This is a genomic window from Streptococcus sp. D7B5, assembly GCF_029691405.1.
In the GTDB taxonomy this organism is placed as follows: Bacteria; Bacillota; Bacilli; order Lactobacillales; family Streptococcaceae; genus Streptococcus.
In genome coordinates, this window is sequence record NZ_CP121467.1 from 563656 (window position 1) to 586223 (window position 22568).

Below are 22568 nucleotides of genomic sequence, written 5' to 3' on the forward strand. Positions count from 1 at the left end.
GATACAAACATAGATCCAAATAATACACTCGTATCCAAAAGTTGAGCAATCCTTCTGTGCCTTTCCATCCAAAGAAAAATCCTCTTAGTCCAAGAAGACTTTTCGTTTGTCTTATACTTCATTTGCCTACTCATCTTCATTTTCATCTACTCCTTTTTTTGAACCTTTAGAGAGAAAGAAGATTGCCAGAGTTAACATCAAGACTAGAAGGTAGACAACAATAGGAAACCAGATATAGGATGACTCCAGTGAAAACAAAGGTGACAGAACAACTCTTCCTCTTTTTCTCACGCCAATCAGTTGAAAAATGAAGCTAAGGATATTGATATAAATAAAGGGTTCACAAAATCTTTTAAGGGTCCTTTCTTTTTCAGTTTTCACTGACAAAAAGAGAGCATAGAACCTATTACCCAAAATAAAAAGATTCAATTGCAAGGGAAATAAAAGCTCTCTGTACCGAAAATCAGCTGGAATGCTTTTGTTCTGTGATGTTGTAAATTCTATAACTAGGAACAAGATGATATAAAAGACAATATCAAGCATAAATTTGACAAATCGATGCCCTTGTAACCAAAAACGAACAGAATCTAACCCTGATGACTTCTTATACTTCGTCTCTTTCAAATTCATAATAACTTCTTTCTATTTAAAATATCTGCTAAAACGTGATTTTTTGTTCATTGAGTAATCTGAAAACAAAATCGCAATTCTACCAGTATTTAAGTCTCAGATTTTGAGGATTTCTTACGTACCATTCTAATTTCAGTGATAGGTTTTCCAAGGTCAAGTATTTTTTCTTGCCCATCAAAAGTAAAACCCATTTTTTGATAGAATGCAATGGCTCGCTTATTCCCTTTTAATACCCATAAAAATATTTCAGAGAACTGTTCAAGAGTAGACAGAGCTTCCTTCATTAACTTCTGAGCAATACCTTTTCCATAATAGTCTTTTAAAACATATAAGGCAATAATTTCACCAGCTTGAAGAGTCTCATCACGAAAGTTTCCATAACTGATAAAACCAACTACCTTCATGCCATCTATCGCAATCAATGTATTTTTAGGATATTTTTGACTAAAGAATCGACATCTTTCTAATGTCATCGTCTCCTGAAATTCTGCAGGTAAAAGATCATCATAAGCCTCTCTCCACGTTTGCCAATGAACGAAGGATTTACCTTCTATCTCTTCAGGAGTTTCCATTTGTTTGATAGTTAGGTTCATTTATTTTACTCCATTCTTCTCTCAGAATACCATATTTAATACTATCAAAATATTTGCCTTGGTAATAACGAACTTTTGGAATATGAGCTTCTTTTTTCATTCTTAATTTTTCAGCAAGTTTTACCATACCAAGATTTCCTGACCAAGTTGTCAAACCAAGATGCTCCAACACCAAGTAATCCTTAAATGTCCGATCTATCCATTGTAGCATAGCAGCTTTTCCAATGCCAGAGTTCCAAAATTTGTTATCATAAATACAAATCCCCAATTCCATCCATCTTGTTTGTTTACATACCCAGTAGCGCGAAACAGTCCCAACTAATTTATCATCAACAAAAATACCAAGGCGATTTGAGTTGTTTAGAGTAGATTCTGATTTTTGTAGTTTAAATTCTTGAAAATTAGGAAAATGCTGATAATCGTCATAATAGGGAGCATCATACTGCTTCCAAATTGGATTAGATTGTGAATAAGCAATTTCCCACAAAGACACCAAATCTTCTTCATTTAGTTTTCTTAAATAAACCATACTTTTTCCTAATCCAACGCCTTGACTTCATCAGCTACTTTTTGTAGATATTTTTGTCTTGTAGAATTTGTATTCACCTCACGCCCTAACTCACCCAAAATTGAAACTTTCTTTGTTTTAATACCGCAGTGATTTAGGACAGCATTCTTTAATACTGATATTCCATAACTGTCTGGGATATTGATAGGACCTGAAAATACTTTGTACCACCATGTTGGTGCCATGGATGTTGCGTAAATACTAGCTGTTTTTCCTTTTAGTAACTTTTTAAACTGCTGACCCCTTAAGTAGTTTAAAATAAAACTTCCTTGATTATTGGCAGAGTACGCAATTCCTGGCGTGAAAACACGATCAATCCAACCCTTCAATAAACTAGGCATACTACTCCACCAAATTGGATAAACAAAAATGAAATGATCTGCCCACTGAATTAATTCCTGAGAGCGAAGTATGAAGGGGTCCTCTTCCATCCGTTTTCGATAACCATAACGTAATACAGGATCAAAATCTATCTCATTTAGGTTAATAGATTCAAGCTCATGATGATTTGAGTCAATATTTTCTACAATCGTTTGAAAAATTTCTTGACAGAAACTTCCCTTGTCATGATGTCCATTGATGACTAAAATTTTCATTCGTTTTCTCCTTCACTACCCCAACGCCTTGACTTCCAACATCATATCGCGTATCTGAGCTGCCAGTTCAAAGTCAAGCACTTCGACGGCTTCTTGCATTTGTTTTTCCAGTTTCTTGACGAGTTCTTTGCGTTCTTGTTTGTTGAGGCTATTGATATCGACTTCCTTGTCCTCTTCCTTAGAAACTGCCTTGGTCACAGCAATCAGGTCACGGATTTCTTTCTTAATGGTTTGAGGTACGATACCATGCTCTTCATTATAAGCCATCTGGATTTTCCGACGGCGAGCCGTTTCATCGATGGCACGTTGCATAGACTGAGTCATCGTGTCCGCATACATGATTACATGCCCTTCGCTATTACGGGCAGCACGGCCAATGGTCTGGATGAGGCCACGTTCGTTACGAAGGAAACCTTCCTTGTCAGCATCTAGAATAGCAACCAAGCTTACCTCAGGAACGTCAATCCCTTCGCGGAGCAGGTTGATTCCGACCAAAACATCAAAAACACCCAAACGTAGGTCACGGATAATCTCCGTCCGCTCCAAGGTCTTAATGTCCGAGTGCATGTACTTAACCTTGATGCCCATTTCCTTGAAGTAGTCGGTTAAGTCTTCAGCCATTTTCTTAGTCAAAGTGGTGATAAAGGTCCGTTCATTCTTTTCAACACGGGCATTGATTTCACCTAGGAGGTCATCAATCTGTCCCATAGTTGGACGAACTTCCACTTCAGGATCTAGAAGTCCTGTCGGACGAATGATTTGCTCAATCACTGTCTCGGTCTGTTCATTTTCATAGTCACCTGGTGTCGCTGAAACATATACAATCTGATGAACGTGACTCTCAAACTCCTCACGACGGAGAGGGCGATTGTCCAAGGCAGACGGCAAACGGAAACCATAATTAACTAGCATTTCCTTACGAGAACGGTCTCCATTATACATGCCCTTGATTTGCCCCATGGTCATGTGACTTTCATCAATCATGATCAAGAAATCATCTGGGAAAAAGTCGAGAAGCGTATAAGGAGGCTCTCCTTCACTACGACCATCCATGTGACGAGAGTAGTTCTCAACCCCATTTGTATAACCCATCTCACGTAACATCTCAATATCATACTCTGTCCGCTGTTTCAAACGCTGGGCTTCTAGTAGCTTGCCTTCCTTCTCAAAGACAGCTAACTGCTCCTCCAACTCTGCTTGAATCTTGGCAATAGCAACCTCCATGTGGTCATCATTGGTCACAAAGTGAGTGGCTGGGAAAATCGCCAAATGATCCACTTCTCCCAATACCTGACCTGTCAAAGCCTCAACTTCACGGATACGGTCAATCTCATCCCCGAAAAACTCTACTCGAAAAGCGTGTTCATCACGGGAAGCTGGGAAAATCTCCACCACATCCCCACGAACACGAAATCTTCCCCGTTGGAAATCAATATCGTTACGTTCAAACTGAATATCGACCAAGTCATTCAAGAGTTTATCACGAGAAATCTCAAGCCCTGGACGAAGACTAACAACACTATCAGAATATTCCTTTGGAGAACCCAAACCATAGATACAAGAGACTGAAGCCACAACAATGACATCATTGCGCTCCAGAAGTGCTGAAGTCGCTGAGTGACGGAGCTTGTCAATCTCATCATTAACCGAGCTATCCTTCTCTATATAGGTATCGCTTGAAGGTACATAGGCCTCAGGTTGGTAATAATCATAGTAAGACACGAAATACTCAACAGCATTTTCAGGGAAAAATTCCTTGAACTCCCCATAGAGCTGACCAGCTAGGGTTTTGTTATGGGCAATGACCAAAGTTGGTTTATTGACTTTGGAAATGACCTGACTCATGGTATAGGTCTTCCCTGTACCCGTCGCCCCCATCAGAATCTGAGCTTTCTCTCCACCCTCGATATTGTCAACCAACTGCTCAATCGCTTGGGGTTGATCTCCTGAAGGTTCATATTTTGATACTAGTTTAAATTTATTATCTGTAATTCGATTAATCATGATTGCCTCATCTGCATTTTTCTATCCTTCTATTTTACCATAAATTTACTTTTCAGACTCTTCTCTAAGTTGATAAGAGCAAGGATTCTATGTTATATTTTCTTACATAAAATTCATAAAATTTGCCTTTTCATTCATTTTCTGATATAATGGGAAAATATTCGGAAAAGGAGACTAAAAATGAAGAAAAAAATACTAGCATGTTTGCTCATTTTATTTCCCATTTTCTCACTAGGTATGGCAAAAGCTGATACTGTTAAGATTGTGTCTGATACAGCTTACGCACCTTTTGAGTTTAAAGATTCAGATCAAACCTATAAAGGGATTGATGTTGATATTATCAATAAAGTCGCAGAAATCAAAGGATGGAACATCCAAATGTCTTATCCTGGCTTTGATGCAGCTGTAAATGCAGTGCAATCAGGTCAAGCAGATGCTATTATGGCAGGTATGACAAAAACAAAAGAACGTGAAAATGTCTTTACCATGTCTGATACTTATTATGATACAAAAGTTGTCATTGCTACGACAAAGGCAAATAAAATCACCAAATATGAGGAACTTAGCGGAAAAACAGTTGGAGTTAAGAACGGAACTGCCGCTCAACGTTTCCTCGAAAGTATCAAAAATAAATACGGTTTCTCTATTAAAACCTTTGATACAGGTGATTTGATGAATAACAGTCTAAGTGCTGGTGCTGTAAATGCCATCATGGATGACAAACCTGTTATTGAGTATGCGATTAACCAAGGACAAGATCTCAGCATCAATATGGATGGTGAGGCTGTTGGAAGCTTTGCCTTTGGTGTCAAGAAAGGTAGCAAGTATGAACACTTGGTTACCGAGTTTAACGAAGCTCTAGCACAAATGAAGAAGGATGGTAGCTTGGAGCAAATCATCCAAAAATGGACAGCTTCTACAACTACGGCAACCCCAACGACAACTACTGCTGCTGGACAAAAAGCTACTCCAGTGAAGAGCAAGTACATTATTGCCAGCGACTCATCTTTCGCCCCATTCGTCTTTCAAAATTCAAGCAATCAATACACTGGTATTGATATGGACCTTATCAAGGCCATTGCTAAAGACCAAGGTTTTGAAATTGAAATTACCAACCCAGGATTTGACGCAGCCATTAGTGCTGTACAAGCAGGACAAGCAGATGGTATCATTGCTGGTATGTCTGTAACAGATGCTCGTAAGGAAACCTTTGACTTCTCAGAATCCTACTACACAGCAAATACGATTCTCGGTGTGAAAGAATCAAGCACGATTGCTTCTTATGAAGACCTCAAGGATAAAACTGTCGGTGTTAAAAACGGAACTGCTTCTCAAACGTTCCTTACTGAGAACCAAAGTAAATACGGTTATAAGATTAAAACCTTTGCAGATGGCGCATCTATGTATGACAGTCTGAACACTGGATCTATCGATGCCGTGATGGATGACGAGCCTGTTCTCAAATATTCTATCAGCCAAGGTCAAAAATTGAAAACACCAATCGCTGGAACTCCAATCGGTGAAACCGCCTTTGCGGTTAAAAAAGGAACAAACCCTGAATTGATCCAGATGTTCAATAATGGACTTGCGAACCTCAAAGCTAACGGAGAATTCCAAAAGATTCTTGACAAGTATCTAGCTAGCGAAACTTCAACTAACTCTACAAGTACGGTTGACGAAACTACTATCTGGGGCTTGCTTCAAAACAACTACAAACAACTTCTTAGTGGACTTGGAATCACTCTTGCTCTAGCGCTTATTTCATTTGCAATTGCCATTGTCATCGGGATTATCTTCGGTATGTTTAGCGTTAGTCCATACAAATCTCTTCGTCTAATCTCTGAGATTTTCGTTGATGTTATTCGAGGAATTCCATTGATGATTCTTGCAGCCTTCATCTTCTGGGGTATTCCAAACTTCATCGAGTCGATTACAGGCCAACAAAGTCCAATCAATGACTTTGTAGCTGGTACTATCGCCCTCTCACTCAATGCAGCTGCTTATATCGCTGAAATTGTTCGTGGTGGGATTCAAGCTGTTCCAGTTGGGCAAATGGAGGCCAGTCGCAGTCTTGGTATCTCTTATGGAAAAACCATGCGTAAGATAATCTTGCCACAAGCGACTAAATTGATGTTGCCAAACTTTGTCAACCAATTCGTTATCGCTCTTAAAGATACAACCATCGTCTCTGCTATCGGTTTGGTTGAACTCTTCCAAACTGGTAAGATCATCATTGCCCGTAACTACCAAAGTTTCAAGATGTATGCAATCCTTGCTATCTTCTATCTTGTAATTATCACGCTTTTGACTAGACTAGCGAAACGCTTAGAAAAGAGGATTCGTTAATGGCAAAACTAAAAATTGATGTAAATGATTTGCATAAGTATTATGGAAAAGACGAAGTTTTAAAAGGTATTACTACTAAGTTTTATGAAGGAGATGTTGTTTGTATCATCGGTCCTTCTGGTTCTGGTAAATCGACCTTCCTCCGTAGCCTTAACCTCCTCGAGGAGGTAACGAGTGGCCACATCACAGTAAATGGTTATGATCTGACTGAAAAATCAACCAATGTCGACCATGTTCGTGAAAACGTGGGAATGGTCTTCCAACATTTCAACCTCTTCCCTCACATGTCAGTCCTAGAAAATATCACTTTTGCACCTATTGAACACAAACGAATGACCAAAGAAGAAGCTGAGAAATTGGGGATGGAGTTGCTGGAGAAAGTCGGTCTTGCAGACAAAGCTAATGCTAACCCAGATAGCCTATCAGGTGGTCAAAAACAGCGTGTAGCTATCGCTCGTGGACTTGCCATGAATCCTGATATCATGCTCTTTGATGAGCCAACTTCCGCTCTGGACCCTGAGATGGTTGGAGATGTACTGAATGTTATGAAGGAATTGGCAGAGCAAGGTATGACCATGATTATCGTAACCCATGAGATGGGATTTGCTCGTCAGGTGGCTAACCGTGTTATCTTTACGGCTGATGGTGAATTCCTGGAAGATGGAACTCCAGATCAAATCTTCGATAACCCACAACACCGTCGTCTAAAAGAGTTCTTGGACAAGGTCTTAAATGTATAAAACAAAACTGTAAGGCTCTCCTTACAGTTTTTAATTGCGTATTGGATTTTTTGTTTTTTTTGAAAATTATGATAAAATAAAAACTATGATAATGAGGAAATCTCATCCCTAGTCCAACTAGGAAAAAATATAGAAATTAGGTAGCTAGATGTCATCAAAGGTTATTGTTACAATTTTCGGTGCGAGTGGAGATTTAGCTAAACGCAAACTCTACCCTTCCCTTTTCAGACTCTATAAATCAGGCAATCTCTCTGAGCATTTTGCTGTTATTGGAACAGCTCGTAGACCTTGGAGTAAGGAATATTTTGAATCTGTAGTTGTCGAATCCATCCTTGATTTGGCAGATAGTACCGAGCAAGCCCAAGAATTCGCTAGCCACTTCTACTATCAAAGCCATGATGTGAATGATACGGAACATTACATTGCCTTGCGTCAATTACAAGCTGAGCTCAACGAAAAATACCAAGCTGAACACAATAAACTCTTCTTCTTGTCCATGGCACCCCAGTTCTTTGGAACTATCGCCAAGCACCTCAAATCTGAAAACATTGTTGATGGCAAAGGTTTTGAGCGCTTGATCGTTGAGAAACCATTTGGCACAGACTACGAAACAGCGAGCAAACTCAATGAAGATCTCCTTGCTGCCTTTGATGAGGAGCAAATCTACCGTATCGACCATTACTTAGGTAAAGAGATGATTCAGAGTATCTTTGCTGTTCGTTTTGCCAACATGATCTTTGAGAATGTTTGGAACCGTGAGCACATTGATAATGTACAGATTACCTTTGCGGAACGCTTGGGTGTTGAAGAACGCGGTGGCTACTATGATCAATCTGGTGCCCTTCGTGATATGGTGCAAAACCATACTCTCCAACTCCTCTCTCTTCTAGCCATGGACAAACCAGCTAGTTTTACAAAAGATGAGATTCGTGCTGAAAAGATAAAGGTCTTTAAAAACCTCTATCATCCAACTGAGGAAGAACTGAAAGAACAGTTTATCCGTGGTCAATATCGCTCTGGTAAAATCGATGGCATGAAATACATTTCCTATCGAAGCGAACCAAATGTCGACCCAGAATCTACAACAGAAACCTTTGCATCTGGTGCCTTCTTTGTAGACAGCGATCGTTTCCGTGGTGTTCCCTTCTTCTTCCGTACAGGGAAACGCCTGACTGAAAAAGGGACTCATGTCAATATCGTCTTTAAGCAAATGGACTCTATCTTCGGAGAACCACTTGCTCCAAACATTTTGACCATCTATATCCAACCAACTGAAGGATTCTCTCTCAGCCTAAATGGGAAGCAAGTCGGTGAAGAATTTAACCTGGCGCCAAGCTCTTTAGATTATCGTACAGATGCTACCGCTACTGGGGCTTCACCAGATCCATACGAAAAGCTAATCTACGATGTCTTGAACAACAATTCTACCAACTTTAGCCACTGGGATGAGGTGAGCGCTTCTTGGAAATTGATTGACCGTATCGAAGAGCTCTGGGCTCAAAATGGAGTTCCGCTCCACGACTACAAGTCTGGAAGCATGGGACCACAAGCAAGCTTTGACTTACTTGAGAAGTATGGAGCAAAATGGACTTGGCAACCAGATATCGCCTATCGTGAAGATGGCCGTTTAGAATAGCAAAAATATCCTGCAAGATGACTTGTAGGATATTTATTTTGTATTAAATCAAGCCCTCTAAGAGACCTTTCATAAAGTTTTCTGAGTTAAATTCCCCGATATCATCGATTTTTTCACCAAAACCAATCAATTTTACAGGGATATTAAGTTCTTCTCGGATAGCCAGAACGACACCACCGCGAGCAGTTCCGTCAATTTTTGTCAAAACAATTCCAGTCAATGGTGTTATCTTAGAAAATTCCTTAGCTTGTACCAAGGCGTTCTGTCCAGTTGAAGCATCGAGTGCCAGGAAGGTTTCATGAGGTGCCTCTGGAACGACACGTTTAATAATACGACCAATCTTTTCCAACTCGGCCATAAGGTTGTCCTTGTTTTGCAGACGCCCTGCTGTATCAATCATGAGAATATCAATCCCTTCGGCTACGGCGCGTTCCATACCATCAAAGACCACACTTGCTGGATCAGCCTTTTCAGGCCCCGTCACAACAGGAACATCCACACGTCGACCCCATTCAGCTAGCTGAGCTACAGCACCCGCACGGAAGGTATCTGCCGCAACCAACATGACTTTCTTGCCAGCTTGTTTATATCGATGAGCCAATTTCCCAATAGAAGTTGTCTTCCCAACACCATTAACACCAACAAAGAGCATGACTGTCAAACCATCTTGGAAATGGATTTGTTCATCGTAGTTGCCATCCTTCTCATAGAGTTCAACCAATTTCTCGATAATGACACGACGGAGCGCATCAGGCTTCTTAGCATTTTCGAGTTTGGCTTCATAGCGTAGTTCTTCTGTTAAGTTTGAAGCGACTTGCACACCGACGTCGCTCATGATGAGCAGTTCTTCCAATTCTTCGAAGAATTCTTCATCGACAGAACGGAAGTTGGCAAAGAAGGCATTCAAACGAGCACCGAATCCGGTACGCGTCTTTTTGAGACTGCGGTCATATTTTTCCTGAACCGTTTCTTCAGACTGGTGACTTTCTTCTCCTACGTCTTCAGCCCCTAGCTCTTCTCCAGTTTCTAGAGATTCTTGGCTCTCTTCTTCGAAAAATTCTTCAGGTTCTTGGCCTTGCTCTGTCTCATCAACCTCTTCTTGAACCGTTTCCTCAACTGCTTCTGGTTCAATAACTTCTTCTGTCAAGATCTGAGGGGTTTCTTCTTGAGCAGGTGTTTCTTCCACTTTGTCTCTTGCTGTCTCTTCCTGAGAAGTTTCTTCGACTGAAGTTTGGTTTTCTTCAACCTCTTCTGACAAATCAAGATTTTCCAGAGCTTCTTTTACGATATCTTCGATTTTCGGCTCTTCTTTTTTTCCGAATAGACGGTCAAATAATCCCATATTCTAGTTCTCCTTTAGCACGTATTCTTCGATAGCCCAGGCAACGGCTTCCTCGTCGTTGGTCATTGGGGTAATGACATTGGCAACTGCCTTAACTGCTGGAACTGCATTTTGCATGGCAACTCCCAGACCTGCCCACTCAATCATGGAAAGGTCATTGGCCTCGTCCCCACAAGCAATGACTTGACTTTGGTCGATTCCTAAGTGTTTAATTAATTTCGCTAAACCTGTTGCCTTGTGGACATTTTTCGGTGACCATTCCAATAAGAGTTCACGCGATTTGAAGATCTCATATTGGTCAAACAATTCAGAAGAAATCTGTTGAATCGCTGTATCCAAAGGTTCTTGGGCAAAGGCAGTCACACATTTGTTATACGTCATCTGACTAGATAGATCCTCAAAAGCGACAGGTACGAAAGTCAAGGCTGGGTTGAACTTAGCATAGAGACTTTCTTGGTCCGACTGGATTTGATAGACGGTTCCTTCTGAAATAGCATCTAACGGAAGTCCGAGTTTTTCAGTTTCCTCGTACAAACGTGCCACATCATCGATTGAAAAGACGGTTTTATCGAGAATCTCTCCAGTATTTTTCTGTACCAGACCACCATTAAAGGTGATGGTGTACTCATCCTCCTGACCGTCAGTCCCTAGCTCATGGAGAAAGAAATCCATAGCTTTCAGAGGACGTCCCGTTGTCAGAACGACCTTGATGCCACGGTCACGCGCAGCTTTGAGGACCTCCTTGGTACGATCTGTCAGCTTTTTATCCGTTGTCAGCAAAGTACCGTCCAAATCCAGTGCAATCAATTTAATATCTGCCATTATAAGCCCTCCATATAAGTCATCACTGATTGGTCCTTATGGTGGCCAATCACTGTCTCTGCTAATTCTAAAATCTCTGGTCGCGCATTTTCAGGAGCGATTGGGTGGCCGACAACCTGCATCATGTGAAGGTCATTGAGATTATCGCCAAACGCCATAACCTGATCCATGGTCAGACCCAGTTTTTTTGCCAACTCAACAATGGCCACTCCTTTATCAACGTAGTCCAAGACAATATCGATGGATTCAAAACCTGTTGTCATGGCTTTCACACCAGGAACATTTTCGTTGACCCAGGCCTCACCAACTTCTATCGTTTCTTCAGTAAAGTTAGTAGTGAATTTAAAAATCTCATCCGTGATATCTTCCAAACTCGCTACTTTTTGAATATTTTCATTGTAGTGACGGCTAAACATCAGATAGGTCTCATCCACTGTATCCAAAACATAACAAGCTTTTTTCCCAGTCAAGAGCATTTTTCTTTCATCAAAATAGGGTGATTTCTTTAAAGCTTCAAAAGTACTCAAGTAAAAGTCCCGATACATAGTAGCCTCGTACATATTCTCCCCATGAAACTCAACGTAGCTGCCATTTTCAGCTATAAAAATCACTTCATCACGCACATCCGCAAACAACTTTTTCAGGGACAAGATACCGCGACCCGAGGCCACAGCAAAATAAATCCCCTTTTCTTTGTAAGAAACAAGCAAGTTTTTGAGACGTTCCATATCAAACCGACCCTCTCCGTCTAGAAAGGTTCCATCCATATCGGTTGCTACAAGTTTAATCATAAAATCCTTCATACTCCAATTGATAAATCTATCTTCTATTATACCATAGATAAACTGAAAAAGGACTAGTACAGTAGGATTGACTACTGGATAGTAGGTCTTTTTCAGTAAAGTAGAAAAGCGCTTAAAAATTAGAATCGTAGAACTTTTTTCAGATAGTTTAAAAAGATTGTTTTCCCCTACTCTTTTCTCTATAATGGAGAGAAAGGAGATGACTATGACAGAAATGAAACATGAAATTGATGCAAACTTTGCAGGACGTCTCAATATCCTGCGTGCAGGTGTTCTCGGTGCCAATGACGGGATTATTTCCATCGCTGGAGTCGTTATCGGTGTTGCCAGTGCGACGAGCAATATCTGGATTATCTTTTTATCAGGATTGGCAGCTATCCTCGCTGGTGCTTTTTCTATGGCAGGTGGCGAATATGTCTCTGTATCCACTCAGAAAGACACGGAAGAAGCCGCTGTTGCTAGAGAACAGTTGCTATTGGATAAGGACATCGAATCTGCAAAACAATCCCTCTACGCTGCTTACCTTCAAAATGGTGAGTGTGAAACGTCCGCCCAACTTTTGACCAACAAGGCCTTTTTAAAGAATCCACTCAAAGCCTTGGTTGAGGAAAAATACGGTATCGAGTACGAAGAATTTACCAATCCTTGGCATGCTGCTATCTCTAGCTTTATCGCCTTTGTACTGGGAAGTCTTCCTCCTATGCTTTCGATCACCGTCTTTCCAAGTGACTATCGTATTCCTGCTACTGTCTTTATCGTGGCCCTTTCCCTTCTCGTCACTGGCTATACCAGTGCTAAACTAGGCAAGGCACCTACGAAAACTGCTATGATCCGTAACCTCTGTATCGGACTTCTCACCATGGGAGTGACTTACCTGTTTGGACAACTCTTCAGCATTTAAGATAAAGAAATACCTCGATGAATATCGAGGTATCTTTTTTACATTTGCACAATCTTGCGATAACTTCTTGAGGTAATCATAAAGATTAAGACATAGACGATGAGGAAGATAGCACAGATGGACAATGTGACGGTCAACATCATGGTCGCATCTAGGACCCCAATGACTTTTAGGATGAGGCTAAGCATATGATAGGCAAAGGCAAGGTGTAGGAAGGCAAAGAGCAATGGAAGGAAGAAAACAGTTAGGACCTGTTTGTTGATGGTTTGCTTGATTTGTTTTTGATCGAGTCCAACCTTTTGCAAAATGATAAAACGTTCACGGTCTTCATAGCCCTCAGAGATTTGTTTGTAGTAGATGACCAGAATAGTTCCGACCATAAAGATAATGGAGAGGAAAACACCAATAAAGAAGACCCCACCAAAGAAAGCACTCATCTGTGCACTGCTATCAGCCAGATTGCTTCCGTAAACATAACTTCCTTCTTTACTTAATTCTCTATTGAAGTTATCAAGTGATTTTGTAAAGTCGTCAGCAAGTTTGATCTGTTCTTCCTCACTAGCTGTTACATTCATACCAGCATAAAGTTGATCGAAGAGAGAGGAATCCGGATATTGATCAATAAAGGCCTGCAGATTAGGAACAACAAGATAATTGTAGTCAGATGTGAGAATGTTATACTGATTTGGCACATGTCCCAGAATGAAATCAGTTTTAATTTCTTCTTTAACTGTGTAGGTCTGATTATTTAAAGTGAGTTCTTTCTGTCCTTGAAGTTCCTTATTCTTGGTAAACAACCCAACTTCATTGCCTGAAAGGGAGAGTTTTTTACCAGTCATGTTTTCATAGTCTTTTTGGTCAAAGACCATGAAAATGGTTTTAGGTTGGACACGATTTTGACCTTTCTCAAAAATTGTTAATTTCGTACCTTCTTGGTTTGCTACACCAAAGTTACTGTATGTAAGGACTTCTTTCTTTGTAACCGTTAATCCCTTATCACTAGCAAACTGACTCAAAAGTTTATCTAAATCTTCTTTTTCAACATTTCGCCCTGTAATTCCAAAATCATGTGGATTCATGAATTTCTTGAAAGTTTCAGAGCCCTTAAAGATACTGGTTGCTGCTGACATGGTTACCAAGACCATGGTTGAGAGAATAGCAATCGTTGCAAGACCCACCGCATTTTTCTTCATACGGAAGATGAGGTTGGATACGGAAATCATGTTGTTGGGTTGGTAATAGTAACGCTTGTTTTTCTTCAAGATTTGTAGGAATACTGTAATCCCTGCATTGAACAAGAGATAGGTACCAAAGATTACCAGTAAGACTGCCACAAAGAAAATCAGAACAGCAGAAAGTGGGTTTTCGACTGTTACTGCTAGGTAGTAACCTGCTCCCAAACTAATCAGACCTAGAATGGTTTGGACACCTAAGAAACGTCCTTTTTTCTCACCACTGGCTTTTTCACGAGAGAGCTGAAGGGCATTCATGCGTGCGATGCGAAAGGCATTGATAAAAATTAGACCTAGGAAGATAACTCCAAAGACGATGAGAACTAGGATAAAGACAATTGGTTGGAAAGTCGAAACGAGCTCTACTTTCATTTTCATCAACTTCAGAAGAAGGGCAAAGATTAGCTTATCAAAGAGAGCTCCTAGACCGAGACCAGCTGTCAAGGTTAAGGAACCAAAAATAAGAAGCTCCTTAAAAACCATACTGATCAAATGGCGCTTTTCAAGCCCCAGCATACCATATACACCCAGCTCCTTGGAGCGGTTCTTCATGACAAAACTATTGGCATAAAGCACGATAATGGCAGAGGCAAGTGTCACTACGATAAGACCTAGTTGTAGGGTAAATTGAATAGAAGATCCACCACGCATTTCTACCATTTTAGGATTAAAAGTTAATGAATAAAATAGATAGCTGATGGTCACAGCCAAGAGAACAGCTAAAGCAAAGGGATAGTAGAGTTTGCGGTTTTTGATTAAGTTCGAAACCGCTAACTTATTGGTCAATCGAAACATACTAATTCACCTCGCTTGCCATAACAGTCAAAGTATCAGAGATTTCTTGGAACATCTGACGCTCTGTCTTATCTCCACGGTAGATTTGGTTGTAAAGAATGCCGTCTTTGATAAAGAGAACGCGCTTGGCCCTGCTGGCTGCTGCCGTTGAGTGGGTTACCATGAGAATAGTTTGACCGCGTTCATTGATTTCATCAAATACATCGAGTAAGGCTGCAGATGACTTGGAATCAAGGGCTCCTGTTGGCTCATCCGCAAGGAGAATTTCAGGTTCTGTGATGATGGCGCGTGCTACTGCTACCCGCTGTTTTTGACCACCAGAGATCTCGAAAGGGTACTTCTCTTGCAATTGGTTGATACCCAAATTTTCAGCGGTTACTACCAATTTTTTCATCATCTCCGTAATGGGTTTTCGAGATAAAACTAGCGGAAGCAAGATATTGTCCTTAACAGACAGGGTATCTAACAGGTTAAAGTCTTGGAAGACAAATCCCAACTTCTCACGACGGAAACTCGAAGCCTGTGAATTCTTAATAGTGGCTGTGTCGGTTCCATTCAGGTAAACCTGCCCGCGAGTCGGTTTATCCAGCATAGCTAGGATGTTGAGCAGGGTTGACTTTCCTGAACCAGACTCACCCATGATGGCAACATAGTCACCCTTCTCTACGGTAAAGTGAATATCTTTGAGGGCCTCAACTTGGTTGCCTTGGAAACGTGTTTTATAGATTTTTTGAACGTGTTTTACATCTAAAAGTGTCATGATTTTCTCCTTCTTAATATCCCATCATTTGAAACTGTGCTTGCATCATAGCGCATCCGAGTTGAACACGCTCGATATCTTTTTGACTTGGTTTTCTTCTTTTCTTTTGTAAAATTCTTTTCATGGTTTTACTCCTTTGTTCTTTATGAGTCTAGTTTATCGCAAAAAAAGACAGCCTGCCATAACCTAACCTTACAAAAGAGACTTTAATCTTACATTTTTGTAAGATTGAAGAATATCAAGCAATTTCGCTATCAACATTTTACCATAAAAGAAAGGCAAGAAGAAAACCCTTGCTAATGCAAGGGTAAAGGTTCACTTCTTTTTCTGATGACTTTGAGAAATAAGGAAAATGTCTATAAACTATTTTCAAAACTGACTCACCAAAACCAGCCATCATTGTCTTCAATGGCTTGGGCTTCCTTACGTTTGCGTGGTCCTGTTCCGTACATTTCGGCATCGATTTCTTCCTTAGTTGGCAGGATAGAGGCAAGGATGATGTAGATTATCACACCAATTCCAAAATTTGCTACGGTAAAAATGGCGAAGAGAAAGCGGACTAGGGTTACATCAAAATTCCACTTGTCTGATAGCCCAGCTAAAACTCCTGACACCATACGATTTCGTCTCATTTTATAAAATTTTGTATTCATGATTGTTTCCTCTTTCGGTATTCTTACAAGTAGTATAGCATGAAACAGGTTCACAAACATCAGTCCTTAGGCCGATTTAAGATGACGAGTTTGCCACGGCAGACGCCACAACGATAGCGCTTGGTATCAATCCTACGCTTGCGCTGATAAGTTTGCTGGCAGGATTGACACTGATAGACTAGGTAACTACTTTGGGCTCTCAAAGGTGGGACAAAGCGTAGCCCATCAACTTCCTTCAAAAGTTTCTTAAAATCTCGGTCCTTATGTCGATAACCCTTTTTCTGAAAATAAAGGTGATAGTGACAGAGTTCATGGCGTACGATTTTGCGAAAGACTTCCAAACCTAGTTCCTGATAAACCTTGGGATTAAAGTCCAAGTGCCCATCCTTGGGGAAAAATCGTCCACCTGTCGTTCGCAGACGAGAATTCCACTGGACTTGGTGGGTAAAAGGTCTACCAAAGTCTTCGAGGGAAACAAACTGAACGTACTCAGTCAGTTTCATTTGGAGCTAAGAGCGACAGATTAACTTTTTCACGTTCAGTATCGATTTTTTTAACCCAAACCGTTACCAAATCTCCAACTGACACCACTTGGCTGGGATGTTTGATAAATTTACGACTCATATGGGAAATATGAATCAAGCCGTCCTCGTGAATCCCGATATCAACGAAGGCACCGAAGTCAACGACATTCCGCACCACACCTTCCAGTTTCTGGCCGACTTTTAAATCCTTGATATCCAAGACATCTTGACGGAGTACAGGTGCATCAAAAGAATCACGGAAATCTCGACCTGGTTTGAGAAGGTCGGCAATAATATCTTTAAGGGTTTCTGGGCCAAGATCTAGTTCTTGCGCCATCTCCTTAACTGAAAGGGACTTAAGCTTATTTTGTGCTTCTTCATTCAACTCCTTGATATCCAAGCGTTTGAAAAGCTCCTTAACCGCAGCATAGTTCTCTGGATGAACTCCTGTATTATCAAGGATATTGCTACTTTCAGGAATACGGAGGAAACCTGCAGCTTGCTCAAAGGCTTTGGCACCTAGACGAGGAACCTTCTTGATTTGAGAACGTGAAGTGATTTTTCCTTCTTCCTCACGGTATTTGACGATATTTTCAGAAATGGTTTTATTGAGTCCAGCTACGTGGGAAAGAAGAGCTGGGCTGGCTGTATTGACATTGACACCGACTTGGTTAACCACCGTATCTACGACAAAGTCCAGACTCTCAGACAGTTTCTTCTGACTGACATCGTGCTGGTATTGACCGACACCGATTGACTTGGGATCAATTTTGACCAATTCAGCAAGGGGATCTTGCAAACGTCGAGCGATCGAGATAGCAGAGCGTTTTTCAACGGTCAAGTCTGGAAACTCCTGACGAGCTAGTTCACTAGCAGAATAGACAGAAGCGCCACTTTCATTGACGATAACATAGCTGACTTCTGGAAAATCTTTCAGAACTTCCGCCACAAAGGCTTCACTTTCACGACTGGCCGTTCCATTTCCGATGGCAATAATTTCCACGCCATACTGACCGATCAAGTCGGCTAAGTCTCGCTTGGCTTCTTCGATTTGACGATCGGAGGCTGGTTTTACTGGATAAATGACTTGAGTCGTCAGCATTTTCCCTGTTGCATCAACGACAGCTAGCTTGGCACCTGTACGAAAGGCTGGGTCAAATCCTAGAACCACGCGCCCTTTCAGCGGAGCAACCAAGAGGAGATTGCGCAGATTGTCAGAAAAGAGTTGGATAGCCCCTTCTTCCGCTTTCTCAGTCAACTCTGTCCGAATGCGTCGCTCAATAGCAGGCAATACCTTTTTCTTAACTGACTGTTGGACAACTTCATCTATATAGGCATTTTTGACTTTAAAACGAGCACCAAAGAAAGATAAGATACGGTCCGTCGCATGTTCAAAGCCAACCTTCAAAATACCTAATTTTTCCCCACGGTTGAGAGCCAAGGTACGATAGCCCTGCATGTTGCCAACTGTCTCTGAAAAATCATAATAAATCTGAAAAACTTGTTTTTCATCGAGATTTTCACCCTTGACTTGCGAAGTGATTTTAGAGTGTCTCAACACTTCCTGATAGGTCATAGCACGTAGATTGACATCTTCGGATAAGGCTTCGACCAAGATATCAACCGCACCAGCCAAGGCTTCTTGACCAGTCGCAAATCCTTCACAGACAAACTTCTCAGCTTCTTTCTCCAAGTCAGCTACATCCTGCAAAATCAAGCGAGCAAGAGGAAAGAGTCCAGCTTCACGGGCAATGGTTGCCTTGGTACGACGTTTCTCCTTATAAGGAAGGTAGAGTTCTTCTACGTCTGCTAATTTTTCAGCTGCCAAAATAGCTGCTTCCAATTCCTTGGTTAGTTTGCCTTGTTCTTGAATCTTAGCTAAGACAGCTTCTTTACGATCGTTGAGATTTGTCAGACTTTTATCCAGATCAATAATGGCCTTAATCGCTACCTCATCCAGACTACCAGTCATGTCCTTGCGATAACGGGCGATAAAGGGAATTGTCGCTCCTTCAGCGGTCAAACTTAGAACGGTATCGATTTGCTTTAAGGTTACACCCAAATCTTGGGAGATTTTTTCATATTTTTTATCCATATACCTATTATACCATAAGGAACAGCCCTTGTTTCGCCCTACCCTTTTTTACCTCTTTGATTATCAAAATAATCCCTTTTCCACAAAATAATAGTATAATAGAGGTAGAATGTAGAAAAGAGGTAGGCCCATGGCTGTTAAATTTACAAAAACGGATGACTTGGACAAGATGTTTGAAGAATTCGCAAAACTTCCTGACTTAACACAAGTCACTTTTCCAGATGACAAAGATAAAAAAGAAAAAGTTGAGAAGAAAAAATAGATGACGATTTTCCAATCTCTTCCTCCTAGTGTATTACAAGCGGGAGCTATTTTTCTCTCCATCATGATTGAAGCCCTTCCTTTTGTCTTGATTGGGAGTCTCATTTCGGGATTGATTGAGGTCTATATCACACCTGATAAAGTTTATGAGTTTCTCCCTCGCAATCGTTGGGGGAGGATCTTTTTTGGTACCTTCATTGGCTTTCTCTTTCCTTCTTGCGAATGTGGTATCGTTCCGATTATCAATCGTTTTCTGGAAAAGAAAGTGCCCAGCTACACAGCGGTTCCTTTTCTGGTGACTGCTCCCATCATCAATCCTATCGTTCTTTTCGCCACATATTCTGCCTTTGGCAATTCAATAAAACTTGCCTTCTTGCGAGCTCTGGGAGCTATTGTGATTGCTTTGATTCTGGGGATTTTCCTAGGATTTTTCTGGAAGGAACCCATTCAAAAAGAGAATCCTATCGCTTGCCATGAACATGACTTTTCACACTTGGGTCCCGCTAGAAAAGTGTTTCAGATCTTTATACAAGCTATTGATGAGTTTTTCGATATGGGGCGTTACTTGGTCTTTGGCTGTCTCTTTGCGGCTATCGTGCAGGTCTATGTCCCGACTCGGATCTTGACCTCTATCAGTGCAAGTCCAGTCCTTGCGATTCTCTTGCTCATGTTTCTAGCCTTTCTCCTCTCTCTTTGTAGCGAGGCGGACGCCTTTATCGGAGCTTCTCTCCTCTCGAGCTTCGGCCTAGCGCCAGTCCTTGCCTTTCTGATCATAGGCCCCATGCTTGATATCAAAAATCTCCTCATGATGAAACACTATCTCAAAGTGCGCTTCATCTGGCAATTTATGGGTATTGTGACAGTGCTTGTCTTGCTTTATTCTTACATGTTTGGAGTGTTGCTATGATGCGATTTTTCATTTTACTGGGTTATTTTGCCCTAACTCTGTATCTGCAGCTTTCTGGCAAGCTCAGTCACTACATTAACCTCCACTATTCCTATCTAGTCTATATTTCCATGCTCCTTTCTCTTCTATTGGCTCTGGTCCAATTCTATATCTGGATCAAGAAAATCAACTCTCGCAGCCATTTAGAAAGTCGTCGAGCTAGACGAATCAGCCTCCTGTTACTGTCACTACCTCTGTTGATTGGGGTTGCCTTTCCGACAGTAAGTTTGGACTCGAGAACCGTGTCTGCTAAGGGATACCATTTCCCACTTGCTGAGGGAATCGATACTGCTATTCAGGCAAGCGAAGGAACATCCAGTCAATACCTCAAACCCGATACCAGCACCTATTTTTCCAAATCTGCTTATGAAAAGGAAATGAGGTCTACAGCTGACAAATACCTCACCCAACCAACCATTCAAATCACTGATGAAAACTATATGGAGGTCATGGAAGTTCTCTATGACTACCCTCAAGAGTTTGAAGGAAAGAAAATCGAATTTACAGGCTTTGTCTATAACGATCCTAGCCATCCAGATAGCCAGTTCCTCTTTCGCTTTGGAATCATCCACTGTATCGCCGATTCTGGTGTATATGGACTCTTGACAAAGGGGAACTCACGCCAGTATCCTGACAATACTTGGATCACCGCTAGCGGAACCCTGACTCTCCACTACCATAAAGAGCTCAAACAAAAACTCCCAACACTAGAGGTTGAGAGTTTCACAAAAGTAGACAAACCAGAAAATCCTTATGTCTATCGCGTGTTTCAATAAAAAGAGACAATATCAGAATTTCTGTATTACAGAATTCCAATATTGTCTCTTCATTTTTTTCTTATACTCATTTCAATCTAACAAACTAGCTTACTTTTTGTTCTTTTCTCTGACAGAATGTTCAGAAACCCATTTAGAATAGCTTATCATTTTTTTCAATTTGCTTTTCTGTTAAATAGACTGTCATCTTTCCAACAAAGCTTTGAAAACATCGTCGTATTCATCAAAAATTGTATCCAATTTCAAGTTAAAGGCATCATCAGATACATAAGAGACCTGATGATCCAATTCTTCAGGAGTAAAGATAATTTCACCACTTGGAATATTGAATTCGCCTGTAATCATATTAGTCTCTTTTCTTTGATTTTTAAAGTTATGAATATCACTATTTTAACAGATTTTCAATCAAGCTTCAATTATGTTTCTCTCTATAAAAATTTCTTTCAAAAATAAAAAAGCAAACCCATAATATGGTTCACTTTTTTAACTCTTCTACTCTCCATCCTTCCAGTTCCGAGCAATCTCTTCGTCTTTCTGGAGTTGGTCTACGAGTTCTTCTATGGAGTCAAATTTGACCATATCGCGAACACGGTCCAGCCAGTAGACCATGACTGTCTCACCGTAAATATCGTCTGAAAAGTCGAAAATATTGACTTCAAAACGTGGTTCTTCTCCATCGAAAGTAACATTTTTCCCAACACTTGCCATGCCACGATATCTCTGACGTTGCACTTCGATATCGACTACGTAAACACCGTCCGCTGGCATGTAAGTTCGGTCTCTTAGGACCAGATTGGCTGTTGGATAACCAATAGTCCGCCCACGAGCATTTCCATGAACGACCATTCCACGAGATGGGAGCGGAGTGCCGAGCAGATGCTTGACTTCCTTTACATCTCCATCAAGAATTGCCTGACGAATCCGTGTAGAACTAATCTTGCCCTTTTCATCCTCAACTGGAGGAACAATGATGATCTCTCCATCAAAATAGTCCTTCAGGTCATCCGCAGTTTTCTTATCTGAGCCAAAGGTATAGTCAAATCCTGCTACAATAATCGCTGGTTTTAAAGCTCGAACATAGGTATCAAAGAATTCTTGACCCGTTAGACTAGCAAATTTGCTACTAAAGTCAAGTAGGAAAAGAGCCTCTACTCCGTGCCACTTCATCTTGTGCTCTCGTTCCTCATGATTGACGATGTGAAGCATGAGTTCAGGTTGGTAAGGTTGTAAGGCAAGTTTTGGCGACTCTGTAAAGGTCATCACGACAACTGGCAGATAGTCCTTCATTGAAGCCTTACTGGCCACTTCAAAGAGTTTCTGATGCCCCTTGTGGATGCCATCAAAATAACCTAGTACAAGGACTGTATTACCTGGTACTGCAATATCTTTTTCGTTCTTAATAGGTACTGTTGTAATCATGAAACTATTATATCATAGAGAAAGTCTTTTCGCTAAGAGGAAATCCCAAATGTCGTTTTTTGCGCCTGAACTGACCTTAAGAGAAAATGTAGCACTTTAGTTTTAAAAATAGCACCTCCTAAGAGA

General features: G+C 40.9%; 22 protein-coding genes. 7 read left to right on the forward strand and 15 right to left on the reverse strand.

Annotation, left to right across the window (positions count from 1 at the left end):
* Positions 1–126: 126 nt before the first annotated feature.
* From P8P68_RS02715 to uvrB, 5 genes are all read right to left on the reverse strand, one after another.
* Positions 127–630 carry a hypothetical protein gene (locus P8P68_RS02715; protein ID WP_001049398.1) on the reverse strand — a complete coding sequence of 168 codons (504 nt, stop codon included), beginning with the start codon at positions 628–630 and terminating at the stop codon, positions 127–129.
* An 89-nt stretch (positions 631–719) separates the two neighbouring features.
* The gene (locus P8P68_RS02720; protein WP_278276112.1) at positions 720–1223 is read right to left on the reverse strand and encodes a GNAT family N-acetyltransferase; all 504 of its coding nucleotides are present in this window, start codon (positions 1221–1223) and stop codon (positions 720–722) included.
* Positions 1189–1752, reverse strand: coding sequence for a GNAT family protein (locus tag P8P68_RS02725; RefSeq protein WP_000262764.1), 564 nt, complete (start codon positions 1750–1752; stop codon positions 1189–1191). Before P8P68_RS02725 ends, P8P68_RS02720 begins: the two co-directional genes overlap by 35 nt.
* Before the next feature lie 8 nt (positions 1753–1760).
* Positions 1761–2387: an NAD(P)H-dependent oxidoreductase gene (locus P8P68_RS02730; RefSeq protein ID WP_000699273.1), complete on the reverse strand. Its 627-nt coding sequence runs from the start codon at positions 2385–2387 to the stop codon at positions 1761–1763.
* A gap of 15 nt (positions 2388–2402) precedes the next feature.
* Positions 2403–4391, reverse strand: coding sequence for an excinuclease ABC subunit UvrB (gene uvrB / locus P8P68_RS02735; protein ID WP_278276113.1), 1989 nt, complete (start codon positions 4389–4391; stop codon positions 2403–2405).
* A gap of 180 nt (positions 4392–4571) precedes the next feature.
* On the opposite strand from uvrB, the gene P8P68_RS02740 reads away from it, so the two are divergent.
* The 3 genes from P8P68_RS02740 to zwf all read left to right on the forward strand — a co-directional run bounded on the left by P8P68_RS02740 (position 4572) and on the right by zwf (position 9113).
* Entirely contained in the window at positions 4572–6737 is a 2166-nt protein-coding gene (locus P8P68_RS02740; protein WP_278276114.1) for an ABC transporter substrate-binding protein/permease, read from the forward strand.
* Positions 6737–7477 (forward strand): amino acid ABC transporter ATP-binding protein, encoded by a 741-nt coding sequence (locus P8P68_RS02745; RefSeq protein WP_001096331.1) that lies wholly within the window; start codon positions 6737–6739, stop codon positions 7475–7477. Before P8P68_RS02740 ends, P8P68_RS02745 begins: the two co-directional genes overlap by 1 nt.
* Before the next feature lie 148 nt (positions 7478–7625).
* Positions 7626–9113: a glucose-6-phosphate dehydrogenase gene (gene zwf / locus P8P68_RS02750; protein WP_000096111.1), complete on the forward strand. Its 1488-nt coding sequence runs from the start codon at positions 7626–7628 to the stop codon at positions 9111–9113.
* A gap of 43 nt (positions 9114–9156) precedes the next feature.
* On the opposite strand, the gene ftsY is transcribed toward zwf, so the two are convergent.
* From ftsY to P8P68_RS02765, 3 genes are read right to left on the reverse strand one after another with little or no spacing between them, the layout of a single operon-like run.
* The gene (gene ftsY / locus P8P68_RS02755) at positions 9157–10455 is read right to left on the reverse strand and encodes a signal recognition particle-docking protein FtsY (RefSeq protein ID WP_000522290.1); all 1299 of its coding nucleotides are present in this window, start codon (positions 10453–10455) and stop codon (positions 9157–9159) included.
* Between the two features lie 3 nt (positions 10456–10458).
* Complete coding sequence (locus P8P68_RS02760) at positions 10459–11277, reverse strand: Cof-type HAD-IIB family hydrolase (RefSeq protein ID WP_000763426.1); 819 nt, start codon at positions 11275–11277, stop codon at positions 10459–10461.
* Positions 11277–12068, reverse strand: coding sequence for an HAD family hydrolase (locus P8P68_RS02765; RefSeq protein WP_278276115.1), 792 nt, complete (start codon positions 12066–12068; stop codon positions 11277–11279). The genes P8P68_RS02760 and P8P68_RS02765 overlap by 1 nt, the downstream gene beginning before the upstream one ends.
* 217 nt (positions 12069–12285) lie before the next feature.
* Here P8P68_RS02765 and P8P68_RS02770 point away from each other — a divergent pair, with 217 nt between their 5' ends.
* On the forward strand, positions 12286–12981 hold the full coding sequence (locus tag P8P68_RS02770; RefSeq protein WP_278276116.1) for a VIT family protein: 696 nt from the start codon (positions 12286–12288) through the stop codon (positions 12979–12981).
* Positions 12982–13019: 38 nt separating this feature from the next.
* On the opposite strand, the gene P8P68_RS02775 is transcribed toward P8P68_RS02770, so the two are convergent.
* From P8P68_RS02775 to P8P68_RS02795, 5 genes are all read right to left on the reverse strand, one after another.
* Entirely contained in the window at positions 13020–15008 is a 1989-nt protein-coding gene (locus P8P68_RS02775; protein ID WP_278276117.1) for an ABC transporter permease, read from the reverse strand.
* Position 15009: 1 nt separating this feature from the next.
* On the reverse strand, positions 15010–15768 hold the full coding sequence (locus tag P8P68_RS02780) for an ABC transporter ATP-binding protein (protein ID WP_278276118.1): 759 nt from the start codon (positions 15766–15768) through the stop codon (positions 15010–15012).
* 380 nt (positions 15769–16148) lie between these two features.
* Positions 16149–16421: a PspC domain-containing protein gene (locus P8P68_RS02785; protein WP_001092796.1), complete on the reverse strand. Its 273-nt coding sequence runs from the start codon at positions 16419–16421 to the stop codon at positions 16149–16151.
* 59 nt (positions 16422–16480) lie between these two features.
* A complete protein-coding gene (locus tag P8P68_RS02790; protein WP_278276119.1) occupies positions 16481–16924 on the reverse strand; it encodes a SprT family protein in 444 nt (147 codons plus the stop codon).
* Positions 16911–19040 carry a Tex family protein gene (locus P8P68_RS02795; protein WP_278276120.1) on the reverse strand — a complete coding sequence of 710 codons (2130 nt, stop codon included), beginning with the start codon at positions 19038–19040 and terminating at the stop codon, positions 16911–16913. The genes P8P68_RS02790 and P8P68_RS02795 overlap by 14 nt, the downstream gene beginning before the upstream one ends.
* 130 nt (positions 19041–19170) lie before the next feature.
* On the opposite strand from P8P68_RS02795, the gene P8P68_RS02800 reads away from it, so the two are divergent.
* Genes P8P68_RS02800 through P8P68_RS02810 form a run of 3 tightly spaced genes read left to right on the forward strand, consistent with a single transcriptional unit; the run spans position 19171 to position 21023 of the window.
* Positions 19171–19302 carry an SPJ_0845 family protein gene (locus P8P68_RS02800; protein WP_000268696.1) on the forward strand — a complete coding sequence of 44 codons (132 nt, stop codon included), beginning with the start codon at positions 19171–19173 and terminating at the stop codon, positions 19300–19302.
* Entirely contained in the window at positions 19303–20208 is a 906-nt protein-coding gene (locus P8P68_RS02805) for a permease (RefSeq protein ID WP_000151876.1), read from the forward strand.
* Positions 20205–21023 (forward strand): TIGR03943 family protein, encoded by an 819-nt coding sequence (locus P8P68_RS02810; RefSeq protein ID WP_278276121.1) that lies wholly within the window; start codon positions 20205–20207, stop codon positions 21021–21023. The genes P8P68_RS02805 and P8P68_RS02810 overlap by 4 nt, the downstream gene beginning before the upstream one ends.
* Positions 21024–21206: 183 nt before the next feature.
* Here P8P68_RS02810 and P8P68_RS02815 read toward each other — a convergent pair whose 3' ends face one another.
* The gene (locus P8P68_RS02815) at positions 21207–21368 is read right to left on the reverse strand and encodes a hypothetical protein (protein WP_000627735.1); all 162 of its coding nucleotides are present in this window, start codon (positions 21366–21368) and stop codon (positions 21207–21209) included.
* A gap of 147 nt (positions 21369–21515) precedes the next feature.
* On the reverse strand, positions 21516–22442 hold the full coding sequence (locus tag P8P68_RS02820; protein ID WP_000633651.1) for a bifunctional riboflavin kinase/FAD synthetase: 927 nt from the start codon (positions 22440–22442) through the stop codon (positions 21516–21518).
* Between the last annotated feature and the right edge of the window lie 126 nt (positions 22443–22568).